Source organism: Streptomyces sp. NPDC030245, from assembly GCF_055572995.1.
The window spans coordinates 345622-360636 of sequence record NZ_JBVICF010000002.1 but is presented as its reverse complement, the minus strand read 5'-3'; the positions used below and the strand labels follow the sequence as shown (position 1 = coordinate 360636).

General features: G+C 70.5%; 15 protein-coding genes and 1 pseudogene. 7 read left to right on the top strand and 9 right to left on the bottom strand.

The genetic code is table 11. The features are described from left to right. Positions 1-17 precede the first annotated feature (17 nt). Both ACZ4Z4_RS06305 and ACZ4Z4_RS06300 read left to right on the top strand, forming a co-directional pair. Positions 18-1130 (top strand): DUF6183 family protein, encoded by a 1113-nt coding sequence (locus ACZ4Z4_RS06305; protein WP_468322939.1) that lies wholly within the window; start codon positions 18-20, stop codon positions 1128-1130. Positions 1131-1264: 134 nt separating this feature from the next. Next, positions 1265-2035, top strand: coding sequence for a class I SAM-dependent methyltransferase (locus ACZ4Z4_RS06300; RefSeq protein WP_468322936.1), 771 nt, complete (start codon positions 1265-1267; stop codon positions 2033-2035). Here the strand turns inward: ACZ4Z4_RS06300 and ACZ4Z4_RS06295 are convergent. The 3 genes from ACZ4Z4_RS06295 to ACZ4Z4_RS06285 form a co-directional block, all read right to left on the bottom strand. Further along, positions 2032-2724, bottom strand: coding sequence for a formyltransferase family protein (locus tag ACZ4Z4_RS06295; RefSeq protein ID WP_468322934.1), 693 nt, complete (start codon positions 2722-2724; stop codon positions 2032-2034). The genes ACZ4Z4_RS06300 and ACZ4Z4_RS06295 overlap by 4 nt on opposite strands. Positions 2725-2755: 31 nt before the next feature. Continuing rightward, on the bottom strand, positions 2756-3025 hold the full coding sequence (locus ACZ4Z4_RS06290) for a hypothetical protein (protein ID WP_468322931.1): 270 nt from the start codon (positions 3023-3025) through the stop codon (positions 2756-2758). 113 nt (positions 3026-3138) lie between these two features. Further along, positions 3139-4068, bottom strand: a complete 930-nt coding sequence (locus ACZ4Z4_RS06285; RefSeq protein ID WP_468322928.1) for a hypothetical protein — start codon at positions 4066-4068, stop codon at positions 3139-3141. A 396-nt stretch (positions 4069-4464) separates the two neighbouring features. Here ACZ4Z4_RS06285 and ACZ4Z4_RS06280 point away from each other — a divergent pair, with 396 nt between their 5' ends. Genes ACZ4Z4_RS06280 through ACZ4Z4_RS06270 form a run of 3 tightly spaced genes read left to right on the top strand, consistent with a single transcriptional unit; the run spans position 4465 to position 7515 of the window. Beyond that, positions 4465-4959, top strand: a complete 495-nt coding sequence (locus tag ACZ4Z4_RS06280; protein WP_468322925.1) for a S8 family serine peptidase — start codon at positions 4465-4467, stop codon at positions 4957-4959. 53 nt (positions 4960-5012) lie between these two features. Beyond that, positions 5013-6239 carry a cation:proton antiporter gene (locus tag ACZ4Z4_RS06275; RefSeq protein ID WP_468322922.1) on the top strand — a complete coding sequence of 409 codons (1227 nt, stop codon included), beginning with the start codon at positions 5013-5015 and terminating at the stop codon, positions 6237-6239. A gap of 4 nt (positions 6240-6243) precedes the next feature. After that, a complete protein-coding gene (locus ACZ4Z4_RS06270) occupies positions 6244-7515 on the top strand; it encodes an ion channel protein (RefSeq protein WP_468322919.1) in 1272 nt (423 codons plus the stop codon). Here the strand turns inward: ACZ4Z4_RS06270 and ACZ4Z4_RS06265 are convergent. From ACZ4Z4_RS06265 to ACZ4Z4_RS06255, 3 genes are all read right to left on the bottom strand, one after another. Next, a complete protein-coding gene (locus ACZ4Z4_RS06265) occupies positions 7487-7906 on the bottom strand; it encodes an ATP-binding protein (protein ID WP_468322916.1) in 420 nt (139 codons plus the stop codon). The two genes, ACZ4Z4_RS06270 and ACZ4Z4_RS06265, sit on opposite strands and share 29 nt — an antisense overlap. Next, positions 7906-8784 (bottom strand): MEDS domain-containing protein, encoded by an 879-nt coding sequence (locus ACZ4Z4_RS06260; protein WP_468322913.1) that lies wholly within the window; start codon positions 8782-8784, stop codon positions 7906-7908. The genes ACZ4Z4_RS06265 and ACZ4Z4_RS06260 overlap by 1 nt, the downstream gene beginning before the upstream one ends. Before the next feature lie 213 nt (positions 8785-8997). Beyond that, positions 8998-9870 (bottom strand): alpha/beta fold hydrolase, encoded by an 873-nt coding sequence (locus ACZ4Z4_RS06255; RefSeq protein ID WP_468322910.1) that lies wholly within the window; start codon positions 9868-9870, stop codon positions 8998-9000. Between the two features lie 121 nt (positions 9871-9991). On the opposite strand from ACZ4Z4_RS06255, the pseudogene ACZ4Z4_RS06250 reads away from it, so the two are divergent. Continuing rightward, a pseudogene (locus ACZ4Z4_RS06250) lies at positions 9992-10939 on the top strand (TerC family protein); the annotation flags it as partial. Between the two features lie 240 nt (positions 10940-11179). Here the strand turns inward: ACZ4Z4_RS06250 and ACZ4Z4_RS06245 are convergent. After that, positions 11180-12658, bottom strand: a complete 1479-nt coding sequence (locus tag ACZ4Z4_RS06245) for an amidase (RefSeq protein ID WP_468322907.1) — start codon at positions 12656-12658, stop codon at positions 11180-11182. Positions 12659-12747: 89 nt separating this feature from the next. Between ACZ4Z4_RS06245 and ACZ4Z4_RS06240 the strand changes: the two genes are divergently transcribed. Next, entirely contained in the window at positions 12748-13332 is a 585-nt protein-coding gene (locus ACZ4Z4_RS06240) for a TetR/AcrR family transcriptional regulator (RefSeq protein ID WP_468322904.1), read from the top strand. A 42-nt stretch (positions 13333-13374) separates the two neighbouring features. On the opposite strand, the gene ACZ4Z4_RS06235 is transcribed toward ACZ4Z4_RS06240, so the two are convergent. Together ACZ4Z4_RS06235 and ACZ4Z4_RS06230 are read right to left on the bottom strand one after the other, a co-directional pair. Further along, positions 13375-13758: a VOC family protein gene (locus ACZ4Z4_RS06235; protein ID WP_468322901.1), complete on the bottom strand. Its 384-nt coding sequence runs from the start codon at positions 13756-13758 to the stop codon at positions 13375-13377. Positions 13759-13827: 69 nt separating this feature from the next. After that, positions 13828-14886 carry a vWA domain-containing protein gene (locus ACZ4Z4_RS06230; RefSeq protein ID WP_468322899.1) on the bottom strand — a complete coding sequence of 353 codons (1059 nt, stop codon included), beginning with the start codon at positions 14884-14886 and terminating at the stop codon, positions 13828-13830. Positions 14887-15015: the final 129 nt, after the last annotated feature.

Here is a 15015-nt window from a genome sequence, read left to right as displayed (position 1 = left end):
CAATAGGGTGATGGATCATGGAACACACCGAAGACGACCTCGGCCACCTCGTCTGGAGCCAGGCCGAACACCGCGCCGCGCGAGGCGACGCCGCGTACCTCGGCGAACTGGGTTCGCTCCTGGCCGACCGGTACGCCGCCGCCGTCTCGCAGGTGCGGGATCACGAGAGCCAACTCGCCCACCTGGTACGGGTGCTCGCCCTCACCCCCGGCCGGGACAGCCTGATCCAGCTGCTCCGGCTCCTCGACGAGAAACAGCCGCCCGGCCAGGGCGCACAGCCACGCTTCGTCGCCTCCCTGCTCGCGGAGCACCAACAGGCCACGGACCTGGCGGAGACCGTCTTCGACCGCTCCGAGTGGTCACGCCTCGACGAGCTCCGCGCCTGCCTCTTCCACGAGTTGCTGCTCCGGGGCGTGGACGCCGACGCCTTCCCGCCCCTGCGCTCCTGGCCGCTGGTGCGGCCCGGTTGGCACCCGCTCGTCTGGCTCCCGGTGCGCCGCCGCGACTTCGAGGCCGACGCCGCCTTCCCGAGCCGTTCGCTGCACGGCTCCGCGTCCGGGGTGCCGGGCGGGCTGCCCACCGAAGGCCGGATGGATCCGCCGACGCCCCGCACGTCCGCGCGGGCGCCCCTTCGGGACGTCGCCACCACGGACGTCCACGAGAGCATCGTGGCCGCAGTGGAGGCGGGCGACTGGGGTGCCTGCGACGCCTGGGTCTTCACGCCGGACGAGCCCGTCGCACCCGAACAGGTTCCCGCGCTGCTCCCGGCACTGCCCATGTCCTGCGTCGACGGGCTCGGCGCCACCGGCCGCTTCGAAGCCGCCGTCCGCCCCTTGGCGGACATCTGGCGCCTCCTCTTCGCCACCGCCTCAATGGGCGGCATGGGCAGCTCGGGCGTCCAGGGCGCCTATGGCCGGCTGTGGGCGTGGCGTTCGATCGCGGGACTCTGTGGCGCACCGGCGGGTGCGAGCGCGGAGGAGGTGGAGCGCCTCGCCCGGCAGAGCACGTGGTTCCACTTCGAGGCCGACGGGGACTGGTTCCACAACGAGATCGGCGCCGACTACGGCATCGCCGCCCTCGCCCCGGACCGCCGCAGGCTCGCCGTGCTGGCGGCGACGGACACCGACTAGAGCCGACCGCACCACTCACCATGCACGACACCCGCGCCCGTACGGCCGACGCGAACAGCGGCCGCTCCCGTGCCCGCCCCGTGGCGCGAACGGGCCCTGTCGGCGGTGGGACGGCTGTGCCTACAGTCTCGGCCATGAGCGATTCCTACGCCGGGCTCGCACGTCACTACGACCTGATCATGACGTCGGGCTACTACGACTACGACGCCTACGCTCACTCCCTCCTCGACCTCATGGGGAATCGCCGAGAGCTCCTGGAGGTAGGTGTCGGCACCGGACTCGTCTGCGCCAAACTGCTGGAACTGGGCGCCGAAGGGCTCCAGATCACGGGTGTGGACGACTCCGAGAGCATGCTCGCCCAGGCCCGCGAGCGGTTAAGGGCGCGCGTTCATCTCGTGCGCGCGGACATCCGCGACCTCACGGTCGCACCGACTTTCGAGGTGGCGTACTCGGTCGGTGGCGTCTGGTGCTACACCCACGACCGGCGCACCGACGACGTCGCGTTCTCCAGCCACCTCCTGGAAGACGACGAGAACCTCCAGGCGCTCGCCACCGTGCACGCGGCGCTGCGGCCCGGCGGTGTCCTGGCGCTGGCGACCCAGGGCCCGCATCAGAACAGTGAGCGCGCGCTGCCCGGTGGCCTCGTCTACGCCCAGGAGATCCATCCGGTCGGCGACGACCGGAGCGACCGGATCGTGAAGGACTACTTCGTGAAGCGAAGAGGGGCCAGCGGCCGGCCCGAACCGGACGAGGTCCTGGCCCACCAACGCTGCCAGTTCCGCCTCCACTCACCGGAGCAGGCGGATCGCCTGCTGAAACAGTGCGGGTTCCAACCGCAAGGCCTCACCCGCGACGGTCTGTTCCGCACGTTTATCAAGTCCGCGCCTTCGCCGAGGTACGGCTAGCACGGCCACGTGGCGCCGAAGCGCCGGACGGGCCGGTTCCCCCGTGCCAAGTCGGGGAGGACCCGTAGGAACAGGTCGACACCCAGTACGTAGAGCTGTGGGAGGTGCCAGAACAGCGAGTGTCTGCGGTCGTACGGGAGGTCCGCGCTGTCGATGACCGCGCCGGTGTCGATGCCGCGGTCGATCTCGTGCAGGGTGCCGGTGAGGACGGACCGGCCGGAGAGCAAGGTATGCATGGGGGCCGCCAGACCCGCGTGCTCCGGGAGGGCTCCGGGATGGATGTTGAGGATGCCCAGAGGAGGAATGGCGAGAACCGGTTCCTTGAAGATGAGGTCGAAGCGCAGGGACAGGATCAAGTCGGGCTGGAACTCCCGGACCAGCGCGTAACCGTCACCGCTGTTGATGCGCTCCACGGGACGGAACTCGACGCCGTGCGTGCGGGAGAGGTGCTGGAAGGTCAGCAACTCCCCTTCGGCGTGTGGCAGGCGGTCCAGGGGCGTGAAGACGACTCGGTCGGTGAGCTGCCGTTCGAACCACCGCTGACGGCCCAACGGGTCGTCCGGCCGGGGCTCCCGCTGCGGTGGCCTGTTCAACGCGACCACCACGGTGTGGTGGCCGAGCCCCGGCAGCAGGCGGTTCAACGCCACACACACCACGAGATCCCGCTGGGCACACACCAGAACACGCACGCTCCCGCCTCTCCTCACCGCCTCCCCTCGATCAGATCAGTTTGACCTTGAGAGTGCTCGGAGTGATCGGGTGTGTGGGCCGTTCGGGGACCATGCCCAGCGGTTTGCGGGAGGAGCGTGCGGCCGTCTTGGAGGCGAGCTGACCGACGATGTTGGTGGCGGGTTGGATCTCCTCGCGCGGCGTGCTGTGGGGCACCGTGGGCGACACGTGCGGCTGGGCGGCGAAAGTGGCGACGGTCGGCAGTGCTGTCGCGGCAAGGGCACCGAGAACGATGAGGAGGGCTTGCGGGCGCGCGGGCACGGGGACAGTCCTTCCGGCTGGTCGAGGGGGAAGGGAGGGCGGAGAGGGGTGAGGCCCGTACCGGTGGGTTCCACCCTGTCCGGTACGGGCCTCGCTGCCGGGGGAGCGGCAGGTCAGGCGGCGGGCGCCGGCTCGATCTTGCCCGGGTCCGTGCTCGGGGCGATCGGCGCGGGCACGGGCCTCGCCTTGTCGGGGGCGGGTGTCCGATCGTGGTCCGGGGTCTGGTCCGGGTCCGGGGTCGGCGCCGGGGTGGGCTCAGGGTCGGGGTCCGGGGTGGGCGTGGGGTCCGGGGCGGGGGTCGGGTCCGGAGTCGGCGTCGGATCCGGCTCGGGAGTGGGGTCCGGCTTGGGGGTGGGGTCCTTCTTGGCCTGGTCGTCGGACCACGAGCTGAGCCTGCCGTCGGGGGAGAGCACGACGTGCAGCCCGTTGTTCTCGCCCGAGGCGGAGCGGCCGTTGGCGTCGAGCGTGCCGATGCCCGCGCTGCCGGCGTATATGTCGGCCTGCCAGTGGTTGGTCGAGAGCTTGTAGACCTTGGCCCTGGAGCCGTCCACCAGGGTGTCGATGCGAATCAGCTCGCGCTTGCCCGGCGCGGGCTTCGGCTTCGGCTTGGGGGCGGGCTTGGCCCGGTCCACCCAGGACGTGACCGCGCCGCGCGCGGTGAGCTTGACGTGCAGACCGTTCAGATTGCCCAGGGCGGTCCTGCCGAACGCGTTCAGGCCGCCGACCTTCTTGCCGTGGAAGAGGATGTCGGCCTGGTACTTGTTCTTGCCGAGCTTGTACACCTTGGCCGTGTGCCCCTTCGAGGCCAGCCGCACGGTCTTCACGTAGACACGCTTGGTGTGCGACTTGTGCGACTTGTGCGACTTGTGCGACTTGTGTGGCTTGGTGAAGGTGTGCGCCCCGGCCGTCACCGTGGCGAAAGGAGCGGAGGCCGGAGTCTGCTGCGTGGCCGCGAGGGCACCGGAGGCGGCACCGAGGGTGATCGCCGTGGTGGCCGTCGCGGTGATGATGCTGGTGCGCAGGGCGCGGGGGGTCATACGCATGGGAAAGAGTGCCCTTCTGGGTCTCGTTTTCTCGTGGGGGCCGCCCCGTTGCGGCGACATCTACGAAGTTACGCACCTCACATCAAGCCCATCCGTAAGCGATGTAACAGAAAAAAGGTATGTAAGTCGCGAATTCTTCACGGCGTCGTCCGCCGGTCCGCCGCCCAGCACGACACCTCCGCCCCGGCCAGCCGGAGCGCCCTCCTCCCGCACGGATCGCCCGCTCGGTCCGCCCCTGCATGCGGTACGCCTCCACCGCCCCGACGCTCGGACCATGCGCACCCGTACACGCCTCACCGTCGCCCTCTCCGCCACACTGCTGCTGGCCACCGCATGCGGCGGAAAGGACAGCGAGCGCGAGCCCGACAGCAAGCCCGACCCGATGCGGGACAAGCAGTGGGCGCTCGACTCGCTGAAGCTGCCCGCCTCCTCAAGGGCGGCACCCTCAACGACGCCATCGCGCACGCCCACGACAAGGGCGCGGTCGTGGTCGCCGCGGCGGGCAACGAAGGCACCGCGCTCCAGCCCTACAAGCCCGACACGCCGGTCCTGGTCGTCGGCGCGAGCGACCAGGACGCCAAGCCCGCCGAGTTCTCCAACTTCGGCGCACAGCAGGCGGTTTCGGCGCCCGGTGTCGGCATCCTGTCCACTCTGCCGACGTACCGCACGAAGGAGACGCTCAAGAACGACAGCGGCTACGGGAAGCTGGACGGCACCTCCATGGCCGCCCCCTACGTCTCCGCCGTCGCGGCCCTGCTCCACCAGCAGGACCGCACCCCGGACCAGATCATGGCGGCCATCCGCAGCACGGCGAAGAACCCGGACAAGCTGCCCAAGCTGGGCCTCGGCATCGTCGACGCCCAGGCCGCGGCCGCCTCCGCCAAGGACTGACCGGCCGTGCACCACGGGAGGCCGGGGGCCGGCGGACGGGAGCGGGCCGCGGCGTGACACATCCGGGAACCCTCATCCTGATCATGGCGGTCGCCGTGCTCGCACCCCTGCTGGCGCACGCCGCAGGCCGCCGGGTGCGCGTCCCCCTGGTCATCTTCGAGATCGTGCTCGGCATCCTCATCGGCCCCGACGTGCTCGGCTGGGCGCACCACGACGAGGTGATCGACACCCTCTCCGAGCTCGGCCTGTCCATGCTCATCTTCCTCGCCGGTTACGAGATCGAGTTCGCGGCCGTCCGCGGCGACACCCTGCGCCGCTCCGCCTGGGCCTGGCTCGTCTCCCTCGTCCTCGGCCTCGGCATCGCGCTGGCGCTGACCGGCCTCGACCTCTCCCGGAGCGTCGTCATCGGCACCGCGCTGACCAGCACCGCACTCGGCACGGTGCTGCCGATCCTGCGCGACAGCGGCGACCTGCGCGGCCGCTTCGGCACCGTGATGATGGCCTTCGGCGCCGTCGGCGAGTTCGCACCGATCATCGCCATGGCGGTGCTGCTCAGCGGCCGCGACCCGGGCGCGGCCACGGTGGTGCTCGCCGCCTTCGCGGTCATCACCGCGGCGGCGGTTTACTGGGCGCTGCGCCCCCACCCGCCGTGGTTCGCCCAGATCATCCGTACGACGCTGCACACCAGCGGTCAGTTCGCCGTCCGCTTCGTGATGCTGCTGCTCGTCGCGATGCTCGCCCTGTCGTACGCGTTCGGCCTCGATGTGCTGCTCGGCGCCTTCGCGGCGGGGCTGCTGACCCGGCTCGTGTTCCAGGGAGCGGCCCCCGAGAGCGGCGAGGAGGTCCTGGGCAAGGTGGAAGCGATGGGTTTCGGCTTCCTCGTCCCGCTGTTCTTCATCGTCACCGGCATCAACTTCGACCTCGCGTCCCTGCTCGACGGCGGCCGGGCGCTCCTGCTGCTCCCGGTCTTCCTGCTCCTGTTCCTCGTCGTACGAGGCATCCCGGCCTACGCCCTGGCACCGCGCGACCTGGCCCCGGCCGACCGCAGGGCCCTGACCCTGTACTCCTCGACGTGTCTGCCGCTCGTCGTCGCCATCACCACCATCGGCCTCGACGAGGGAGTCCTGGCGAAGGGGGAGGCGGCGGCCCTGGTGGGCGCCGCCATGGTCTCCGTCCTCGTCTTCCCGCTGCTGGCGCTGCGCGTGCGGGCCAAGGCGGGGAAGGGCAAGGAGACCACCGCCTCGGGCGGCGGGCCGTCCTCGGAGTCGGAGGCGTGGTGACGCCATGACGTTGCCGCCGCAGGCCCGCGCGCTCACCCCGGCGGTTGTTCCCGCGCTGCTCGTCGGTGTGGGGTCGAGCCTGCTGCTCCTCGCGCTGAGCGGGGTGGCCGACCGGCTCCAGGAGGTGCTGTGGGACGGGCTGCCGGACGCGCTCGGGGTCTCCGGGACCTCGGCGGGCTGGATCCTCGGCACGCTCACCGTGGTCGGCCTCGTCGTGGGCCTCGTGGTGTGGAAGGTGCCGGGGCACGCCGGGCCCGACCCCGCGACGACAGGTCTCGTCGACCCGCCGCTGCCGCTGCGGGTCCTGCCCGGCCTCGCGCTCGCCGTGGTCGTCGGCCTCGCGGGCGGTGTCAGTCTCGGCCCGGAGAATCCGATCACCGCCATCAACATCGCCCTCGCGTACGCGCTCGGCATGAAGGCCATGCCGCGCACGCCGGGCACCGCCTGGGTCTCCCTCGCGGCCGCGGGGACCGTCGGCGCGCTGTTCGGCACGCCCGTCGCGGCGGCCCTGATCCTCTCCGAGATCAGCTCCGAAGCCGACCCGCGGCCCCTGTGGGACCGGCTCTTCGCGCCGCTCGTCGCGGCCGGCGCGGGGGCCCTGACCACGGTGCTCGTCGCGCATCCGGCGTTCCGGGTCGACGTCGCGCCCTATCCGGGCGCGCGCCTGGTCGACGTGGTCTCCGCCATGGTGATCAGCTCGTGCGCCGCGCTCGTCGGGCTCGCCGCCGTTCATGCCTTCCCGCTGGTCCACCGGGCCTTCCGCCAACTGGGCCACCCCGTCCTGATGCTCACCGTCGGTGGGCTCGTCCTCGGCGCGCTCGGTGCGTTGGGCGGCCACCTCACGCTCTTCAAGGGGCTGAGCGAGATGAAGGAGCTGACCGCGGAAGCCGACGCCCACGGCGCCGCGAACCTCCTGCTCCTGGCCGTGGTGAAGCTCGCCGCGCTGGTCGTCGCCGGGTCCTGCGGCTTCCGGGGCGGGCGGATCTTCCCCGCCGTCTTCGTGGGCGTCGCGCTCGGCATGCTCGCGCACGCCCTCGTCGACCCGGTGCCCGCCTCCTTGGCCATCACCTGCGCCGTACTGGGCATCCTGCTCGCCACCACCCGGCAGGGCTGGCTCAGCCTCTTCACCGCGGCCGTCGTCCTCATGGACCTCGACCTGCTGCCGATGCTCTGCGTCGCGGCGCTGCCCGTCTGGCTCCTCGTCACCGGCCGCCCCGAGATGCGCGTCGAGGACGACGAGGCGGTCGTCAGCGGGGCAGCCGCATCACGAGCGTGACGACGGCTCCGATGGCGGCCGCGGAGACCGAGAGGTGGTCGGTGATGCGACCGGCGAGCCACAGTCCGCTCCCCGCCGCGTGCCCGTCGCTCCCGGGGTCCGCCCCGGGGACGCCGTCCGAGGTGAGGCCCTGCGCGCGGTCGTGGATACGGCACTCCAGATGCCCGTCGGCGCGCTGGAGGGTCAGCGTGCCGCCGCCGCCCTCGTGCGCGATGGCGTCGGTGGCCACCGCGTCGATGGCCACGATGAAGTCGCCGCGCCGCGGTTCGGGCAGCCCCTCGCGGTCGGCGTACCGGTCGATGAGCATGCGCAGCCGGGGCAGGTCCTCCTGCGTGAGGGGCAATTCGAGGAGGGGTGCCGTGGGCAGGTCGCGGGAGCCGGGTGACGACATCAGCGGCTCACCTCGCTGAGCATCAGGCCGGGCATGTTGTCGGCGCCTGCCCGGCGCAGTATGCGGGCCCCCGCCGGATGGCAGAGGACCTGGATCCCGTCGTGGGTGGAGGCCGCGACCAGCCGCAGCAGGTCCACGGCGCAGGCCGCGCTGAGGAAGACCAGCTGCGACATGTCCACCGTCAGCCGCCCCGTGTCCGCGGTGCGCACCAGACCTTCGCGCACGGCGGCGACGAACTCCTCCCGGGTGGCGAGGTCCGCCTCTCCGGCCAGCCGCACCGTGCCGTCCGACTGTTCCGCGTGCAGCGCTCCGAGGCGGGAGAGCAGCCGACACGGGTGCGCCCTGTGCATGGCTTTCAGAACCTCGGGGGTGAACCACCGACTGTCGTAGGCGCAGATCTCGGTGTACGGGCGATCGGTGAACAGGTGCTGGGCGTGGGACTCGCGGTGCATCATCACCGCGACGTCGGCGTTCAGGTCGCCCACCCAGTGCATGTCGATATAGGTGCGCAGACCGCGGAAACCCTCCTCCAGGGCACGGTCGGTCTCCTCCTCGATGCGTTGCCACTGCCGCTCGGGGGTGAAGTGCGGGGAGGGGTGGATCAGTGCCCGCATGCTGCTGACCACCAGCTGCCCCCGCTCACGGGCGGCGCCGAGGAGCGGGCCGGGGACTTCCAGCAGGTTCCACACCTCGCTGTCGGCCAGCTGCGGGGCGGCGAAGACCATCACCTTCTCGCGCTTGGCGAGCCCGGTCCACGCGAACGTGGTGACCACGTCGCGGCCCGCGTCGTCGTCCTCGTAGCTGACAAAGGCGTGGTCTCCCGCCCGAAGCTGCTGCACCGGCATGGTGCCGGCAGATGCCGCATCAGCAGCGGCCATCGTTCACCCCCAAGACACCGAACGGACCGCCGAGTAACACAATCTGCGGAACAGGTGCCCACGGTAGTGATCTGACCCGCACTCAGGCGACCCGAGCCGACAATCGACACCCGTCGCCCCAATCGGCACCCTTGGCGATCGCACGGAGGTCAAGAGGTCCGGGCTTCTGTCGCTTTCTGATCGGCGCCGTCGAGTCGGCTCTACGACGCGGGCCTAGGCAGCATCCGTGGCGCCGCGCACGAATCGCCTCAAGTGTGCCCGCACGACGTCGGGCCGCTCCAGCCAGGGCTCGTGCCCGGCGCCCTCGATCCGCGTCAGCGGAAGCGAGAGCCGGAGCGCCAGTGACTCCAGCGCCGACACGGGGCGAGGATCTCCGGCCCCGCCGAGCAGCTCCGTCCGCGCGGGCAGGCACGTGCGCAGCTCGGCCAGGTGCCCGTCCAGCGGATCCGCGCGCCCTTCCGCGCCGAGTTCGGCGTTCATGGCCCAGTTGACCGGGCGGCGCCGCCGGGCGGCTCGCGCGGCCCAGCTCCACCGGCGGCCGGGGTCGGCGTGGTTGGGGAACCACGCCAGCGTGAGCAGCTCGACCTCCTGCTCCTCCGTGCGATGCGGCAACGCCTCCAACGCGCGCAGCCGTTCCCGCTGTGCCGCAGACATGCGCCGACCGCGCTCGGCCCGTTCTCCGGCGCGCCAGGTACCGACGAACGGCCCGCACATCAGCAGCATGGCGGCGACCCGGTCGGCGTGCCGCAGGCAGAACCGGCTCGCCAGATCGGTGCCGTAGGAGTGCCCGACCAGCACGGCTCTCGGCACACCCCACACGTCGAGCAGCTCGGCGAGATCGTCGACATGGCGGCCGAGGGAGTGGCGGCCGCGCCAGTGGGAGCTGCCCGTGCCACGCTGGTCGTAGCGGTACACGGGTGCGAGGTCCGCGATCATGGGTGCGACATCGCCGAGGTAGTCCGGCAACCCAGGGCCGCCATGTAGCAGGACCACGGCCGGCCGCCGCCTCGTGTCCCCCAGCGCCGTCCAGCTCAACTGCGCCCCGTCGGTCGTCGATGCGAGGCCCCGCGTCTCCCTCAAGGTCATCGGGAGAACCTACCCGGGGGCGGTGGGTGGGGGAGTGGTCCGCCGGTGGTCCGGTTCTGGTCGGGGGCGCACACTTTTAGCAGAGGCCGCTGTCGTGCCGGCCGTGACGAGGGTGTTCGGTGTGCTTGAGGTCCCGCTGTGGCTGTGGGGGGCTTTCGCCGCGACCGTGGTGGTGTCGCTGGCGGTGGACTTGCTGGCCCACCGCAGTGCGCACGTCATCGGCTTCAAGGAGGCCGCCGCCTGGAGCGTGATGTGGGTGGGCCTCGCTCTCGTCTTCGGCGCGGTCGTGTTCATCGTGCTCGGTACGACGGCGGGGACCGAGTACACGACGGCGTGGCTGCTGGAGAAGAGCCTGTCCGTCGACAACCTCTTCGTCTTCGCCGTGATCTTCGCCTACTTCAAGGTGAACCGGGCCTACCAGCACCGGGTGCTGTTCTACGGCGTCATCGGCGCGCTCGTCTTCCGCGGCGTCTTCCTGTCCCTCGGGGTGGCCGTGGTCAGCCGGTTCACGGCGGTGCTGTTCGTCTTCGCGGCGGTCCTGTTCTACAGCACCTACAAGCTCCTCAAGGGCGACGAGGAGAGCTTCGACCCGGGCAAGAGCTTCGCGGTGCGGATGCTGCGCAAGGCCGTCCCGGTCCGGGACGAGTACGCCGGGGCGAGGTTCTTCGTCAAGGAGGCGGGCAAGCGGATGGCGACGCCGCTGCTCGCGGTGGTCGCGGCGATCGAGGCCGCCGACCTGATCTTCGCCGTCGACAGCGTCCCCGCCGTCCTCGCGGTCAGCGACGACGCCTTCATCGTCTACACCAGCAACGTCTTCGCGATCCTCGGCCTGCGGGCGCTGTACTTCCTGCTCGCGGGGTTGCTGGACCGCTTTCATCTTCTGAGCAAGGGCCTGGCGATCATCCTCGCCTTCATCGGCGTCAAGCTCATCTTCCAGGCCTCGCACAAGATGATCACTCCGGGCATCCCGGAGATCCCCTCGCCGGTGAGCCTCGCCGTCATCGTCGTCGTGCTCACGGCTTCGGTGGTGCTCAGCCTGAGACGGCCGGCAGCGCCCGAGGGGAGCGGACCACTTTCCGATGGGACGTTTCGGGCATATCGTAAAGATATGGTCAAAGTGAAACGTGAGGTCGAGGCGCACACGTGCCCGACCTGCAAGAAGACCGTGCCGCTGACGATCCACCGGCACAAGAGCCTCGGGGTGTACGTGCCCTCCTGGGTCCCCGGGGTCTGCCAGAACCGCGAATGCCCCGACTACCGGCTGGACACCGCACACAAGCACCCGCCGGGCAAGCAGTAGCGGCAGGCCCTAGCGACCTGCGGCGTCGCCCGCCCACACCGCGGGGGTCCGGCCAGACCACGGGCTCGCCTCTTCGAGCTGTCCGGCGAGGCGGAAGAGGAGGCCCTCGCGCCCGTGGCCCGCGGCGAACTGCATGCCTGTCGGAAGCCCGGTCCTGGCGTCGGCCGTCACCGGGACGGACATGGCGGGCGTGCCCGACACGTTGAACGCCATGGTGAACGGCGAACGGTCGTTGAGGCGGTCGATCCAGCCGAGGCCGTCCAGCGCCTCCGCGCCCTCGGCGTAGGCGCCGAGGTGCATGGGGAGCTCCGGCACGGTCGGGGTGAGCAGTACGTCGTACGTGTCGAAGTACCGCGCCAGGCTGCGTGCGACCCGGTTGCGGACCGCGAGAGCGGCGACGAACTGGGTGCCGCTGACCTGCTGCCCGTAGCGGTAGCCGGCCAGGGTCGACGGTTCCAGCGTCGAGGAGTCGACGGGCCGGTCGAGGGCGGCGGCCAGCTCGTCGACCGAGGCCGCGAGATTCGCCGTCATCAGCCGGGCGTTGGCCAGGACGAACTCCTCCCAGCCGACCCCGAGATCGACCGGCGCCTCCGCCACCTGATGCCCGAGGGATTCGAGCAGCCGCACGGTGCGCGAGAGCGCGTCGGCCACCGGCCGCCCGGTACGGCGTCCACCCCACGCCTCGGCGAGCACACCGATCCGCAGTGATCCCGGGTGCCGGGTGACTTCCTCCGCGTACGGCCGCGGTGGCTCCTGGGCGAAGTAGGGGTCGCCCGGTTCCGGACCGCGGATCTGGTCCAGCAGGACCGCGCTGTCGCGCACCGTGCGGCTGACACTGCCCTGCACGGCCAGGCCACTGAAGACCTCGTCGGCGCCCGGCCCCATGGAGACCCGGCCGCGGGTGGGTTTCAAACCGAAGAGGCCGTTGTACGAGGCCGGGATGCGGAGCGAACCCGCGGCGTCGGTGGCGTGCGCGATCGGGACCACCCCGGCGGCGACGGCCGCGCCCGCGCCCCCGCTGGAGCCGCCCGCACTCCGCTCCACGTCCCACGGGTTCCGGGTCGGGCCGTACAGCTCCGGTTCCGTCGTGATGCTGTACGCCATCTCCGGCGTCGCGGTGCGCCCGAACGTCACGAGGCCGGCCCGGCGCAGACGCAGCATCAGCGACGAGTCGGCGCGGGCGACGAGGCCGGCCGCGAGCCGACTGCCCAACTCCATCCGCCTCCCGGCCATGGAGACGCCGATGTCCTTGATGAGGAAGGGGACTCCGGCGAGCGGCCCCGAGGGCGCGCCGCCCCTGCGGTTGCTGGTGGTGGACCGTGGTGCGTCGTCGGTCGGCCATGTCTCGACGACGGCGTTGAGCCGCGGGTCGACCGTCCGGACGGCCTCGCGGGCGGCCGCCTCCACTTCGGCGGGGGTCACCTCGCCCTTGGCCACCAGACCGGCGAGTCCGACCGCGTCGAACTTCACGTACTCGGCAACTCTCACTGTGTTCTCCCCAGCGCAGCGAGCGATACCGATGAGTACTGGATGATACCGATCGGTATCGCGTGGGACGGATTGGTACCGTAGCAGACATGGCAGCGACCGACAGAAGGCCGAGCAGGGTGGCGAAGCTGCCCCCTCGTGAGCGCATCCTCGACGCGGCGGAAGAGCTCTTCCAGAGCGAGGGAATCCGCCGGGTGGGCGTCCAGGCGATCGCCGAGCGGGCCGAGACCACCAAGATGGCGATCTACCGGCACTTCGAGACCAAGGACGCGCTGGTCGCGGAGTGGCTGCGGATCGTCGCCGCCGACTACCAGGCGGCCTTCGACCGGGTCGAGGCGGAACACCCGGGCAGGCCCAGAGAGCAGATCCTGGGCCTGGCCCGCTTCATCGCCGAGGGGCTGCCCTCGGTCTCGCACCGGGGCTGCCCGTTCATCAACTCCATCGCCGAACTGCCCGACCGCGCCCACCCCGCACGGCGAGTGATCGAGGAACACAAGGCCCGCCAGACCCGCAGACTCGTCGGCATGTGCGCCGCGGCGGGACTGGCCGATCCCGAACAGGCCGCGGCCACGATCACCTTCGTACTCGAAGGAGCTCAGGTCAGCACGCAGAACGGGAGCATCGACCGGGCGGGGGAGCGCCTGCTGAGGATCGTCGAGGGAATCCTCGCCTAGCGCGTCGAGGAATCATCGCTCAGCTCGACGAGGAACCAACGCTCAGCTCGATGCGCTCGCTCGGCAGATGCAGAAGGGGTGTCCCGCCGGGTCGGTGAGCACCCGTGCCCTGGTGACCTCATGCGGCTGGTGGTCCGGTTTACCCGCCCCCAGCCCCAGCAGCCAGGCCTCGGCCTCGTCGAGGTCCGCGACATCGAAGCAGAGATGCAGTTGCTGGGGCACGGTCTGGCCGGGCCAGTGCGGGGCGCGGTAGTCGTCGACCCGTTGGAAGCCGATGAAGAGTCCGTCGTCGCGGGTGAGCCCCGCGAAGTCGGCGTCCGACTTCGGATGTGGCGCGAAGCCGGTGGCCTGCCGGTAGAACGCCGCCAACGCCGGCGGGTCGGGGCAGTCGAGCGTTATCGCGGCCAACTTCATCTGCGGGGACATGGCACCTCCGGGTCGACCAGTGGACTTCGGTGGTGAACACCCTAGGCGCCTTCAGGGTGTTGAGGGCATTCAGAGCATGATGAGCAGCCGCGTATTCGGCTTGAGTTTCCTGTTCACCGAACGGCTCTGCACGTACACCTCCAACTTGGGGTTGTTTCCCGCCTTCACGGAGACGGTTCCCTGAATTCCCGTACCGAACAAGAGGCTGCGCGCCGCGTCGCCCGTATAGGCGCGGTCGGTGTCCTTCTCGACCACGATGACTTCCTTGTTCGGCTGGACCTGGGCGCGGGCGCCCAATTGGTAGTAGCACGCGCCGCGTTCGTACGTCACGCCCGGGTGCGAATTCACGAAGGGGCGGATCTCGACCTCCTGGTCGACCTTCAGGAGCCGGTATTTGTCGGCCGGAATCGGTTCGAGGTTCGCCCGCACCTCGTCCACCGATATGTCCTGGCCGACGGCGAACAGGTTCTTCGTGCCGCGCAGGCCCTGCTCCCGGCCGCGGAGGAAGCTGGTGGCGGCGGCGCGCACGGTGCCGATCGCCTCCTCGACGCCCTTCTGGGAGTCCGCGTCCCAGATGGCGATGTTCCCCGCGGGGAAGCCGTAGTTCTGGGCGGTGCGCTTGGCCAGGGAGTTCGGCACGAGGATCGCGGAGGTCCAGTGGCCGGGGAGGCCGCCCATCTTCGCCGTGATCCTGTCGAGCCAGGGGCCGAGGATGCTCATGTCGCCGTCGTGCCGCCGGTCGCCCCCGGAGGCGTTCTCCTCGCCGTCCGTCACGACGATCTGGAGGAAGCTGTGCTCGCCGTACTCCTCCCAGATGTGGCCCAGGTCGTCCAGGGACTTGAGGGAAGCCTCGATGAGAGCCGTCGCTCCATTGTTGACGCGGTACAGGCCCCGCATGGACGGGAGATGCTTCACATCCATGTCCCAGACCAGATTCTCCACCCTGTGGTCGAAGGAGTAGAGACTGATTCGCGTTTCGTGACCGAGGCTGTCCGATTCGGCCTTCAGGCCCGCGACGAACTCGTCCACGACGCGAATGAGTTGGCTCTCGTGCGGACGCATGGAACCCGAACAGTCCACGACCAGAGCGACGTGATTCACCTTGTGCTGGATCTTGTTTGCGGACATGTTTTTGCTCCCCCTCCAAAGCTCCCTGAGTGATGTCCTCACTCTATGGGGAGGCACTGACAACGCCCTCTGAACCGCAATCGCCCGCCCCGCTCCCGGGGCGTCAGGGGCGGCCGGTTCGCTGCTTGC

Excerpts from the sequence above, each read along its gene's own strand:
- ACZ4Z4_RS06285 (WP_468322928.1), bottom strand. The coding sequence starts at position 4,068 with ATGCGTATGACCCCCCGCGCCCTGCGCACCAGCATCATCACCGCGACG.
- ACZ4Z4_RS06300 (WP_468322936.1), top strand. The coding sequence starts at position 1,265 with ATGAGCGATTCCTACGCCGGGCTCGCACGTCACTACGACCTGATCATG.
- ACZ4Z4_RS06255 (WP_468322910.1), bottom strand. The coding sequence starts at position 9,870 with ATGACCTTGAGGGAGACGCGGGGCCTCGCATCGACGACCGACGGGGCG.
- ACZ4Z4_RS06265 (WP_468322916.1), bottom strand. The coding sequence starts at position 7,906 with ATGTCGTCACCCGGCTCCCGCGACCTGCCCACGGCACCCCTCCTCGAA.
- ACZ4Z4_RS06260 (WP_468322913.1), bottom strand. The coding sequence starts at position 8,784 with ATGGCCGCTGCTGATGCGGCATCTGCCGGCACCATGCCGGTGCAGCAG.
- ACZ4Z4_RS06270 (WP_468322919.1), top strand. The coding sequence starts at position 6,244 with ATGACGTTGCCGCCGCAGGCCCGCGCGCTCACCCCGGCGGTTGTTCCC.
- ACZ4Z4_RS06305 (WP_468322939.1), top strand. The coding sequence starts at position 18 with ATGGAACACACCGAAGACGACCTCGGCCACCTCGTCTGGAGCCAGGCC.
- ACZ4Z4_RS06235 (WP_468322901.1), bottom strand. The coding sequence starts at position 13,758 with ATGTCCCCGCAGATGAAGTTGGCCGCGATAACGCTCGACTGCCCCGAC.
- ACZ4Z4_RS06230 (WP_468322899.1), bottom strand. The coding sequence starts at position 14,886 with ATGTCCGCAAACAAGATCCAGCACAAGGTGAATCACGTCGCTCTGGTC.
- ACZ4Z4_RS06240 (WP_468322904.1), top strand. The coding sequence starts at position 12,748 with ATGGCAGCGACCGACAGAAGGCCGAGCAGGGTGGCGAAGCTGCCCCCT.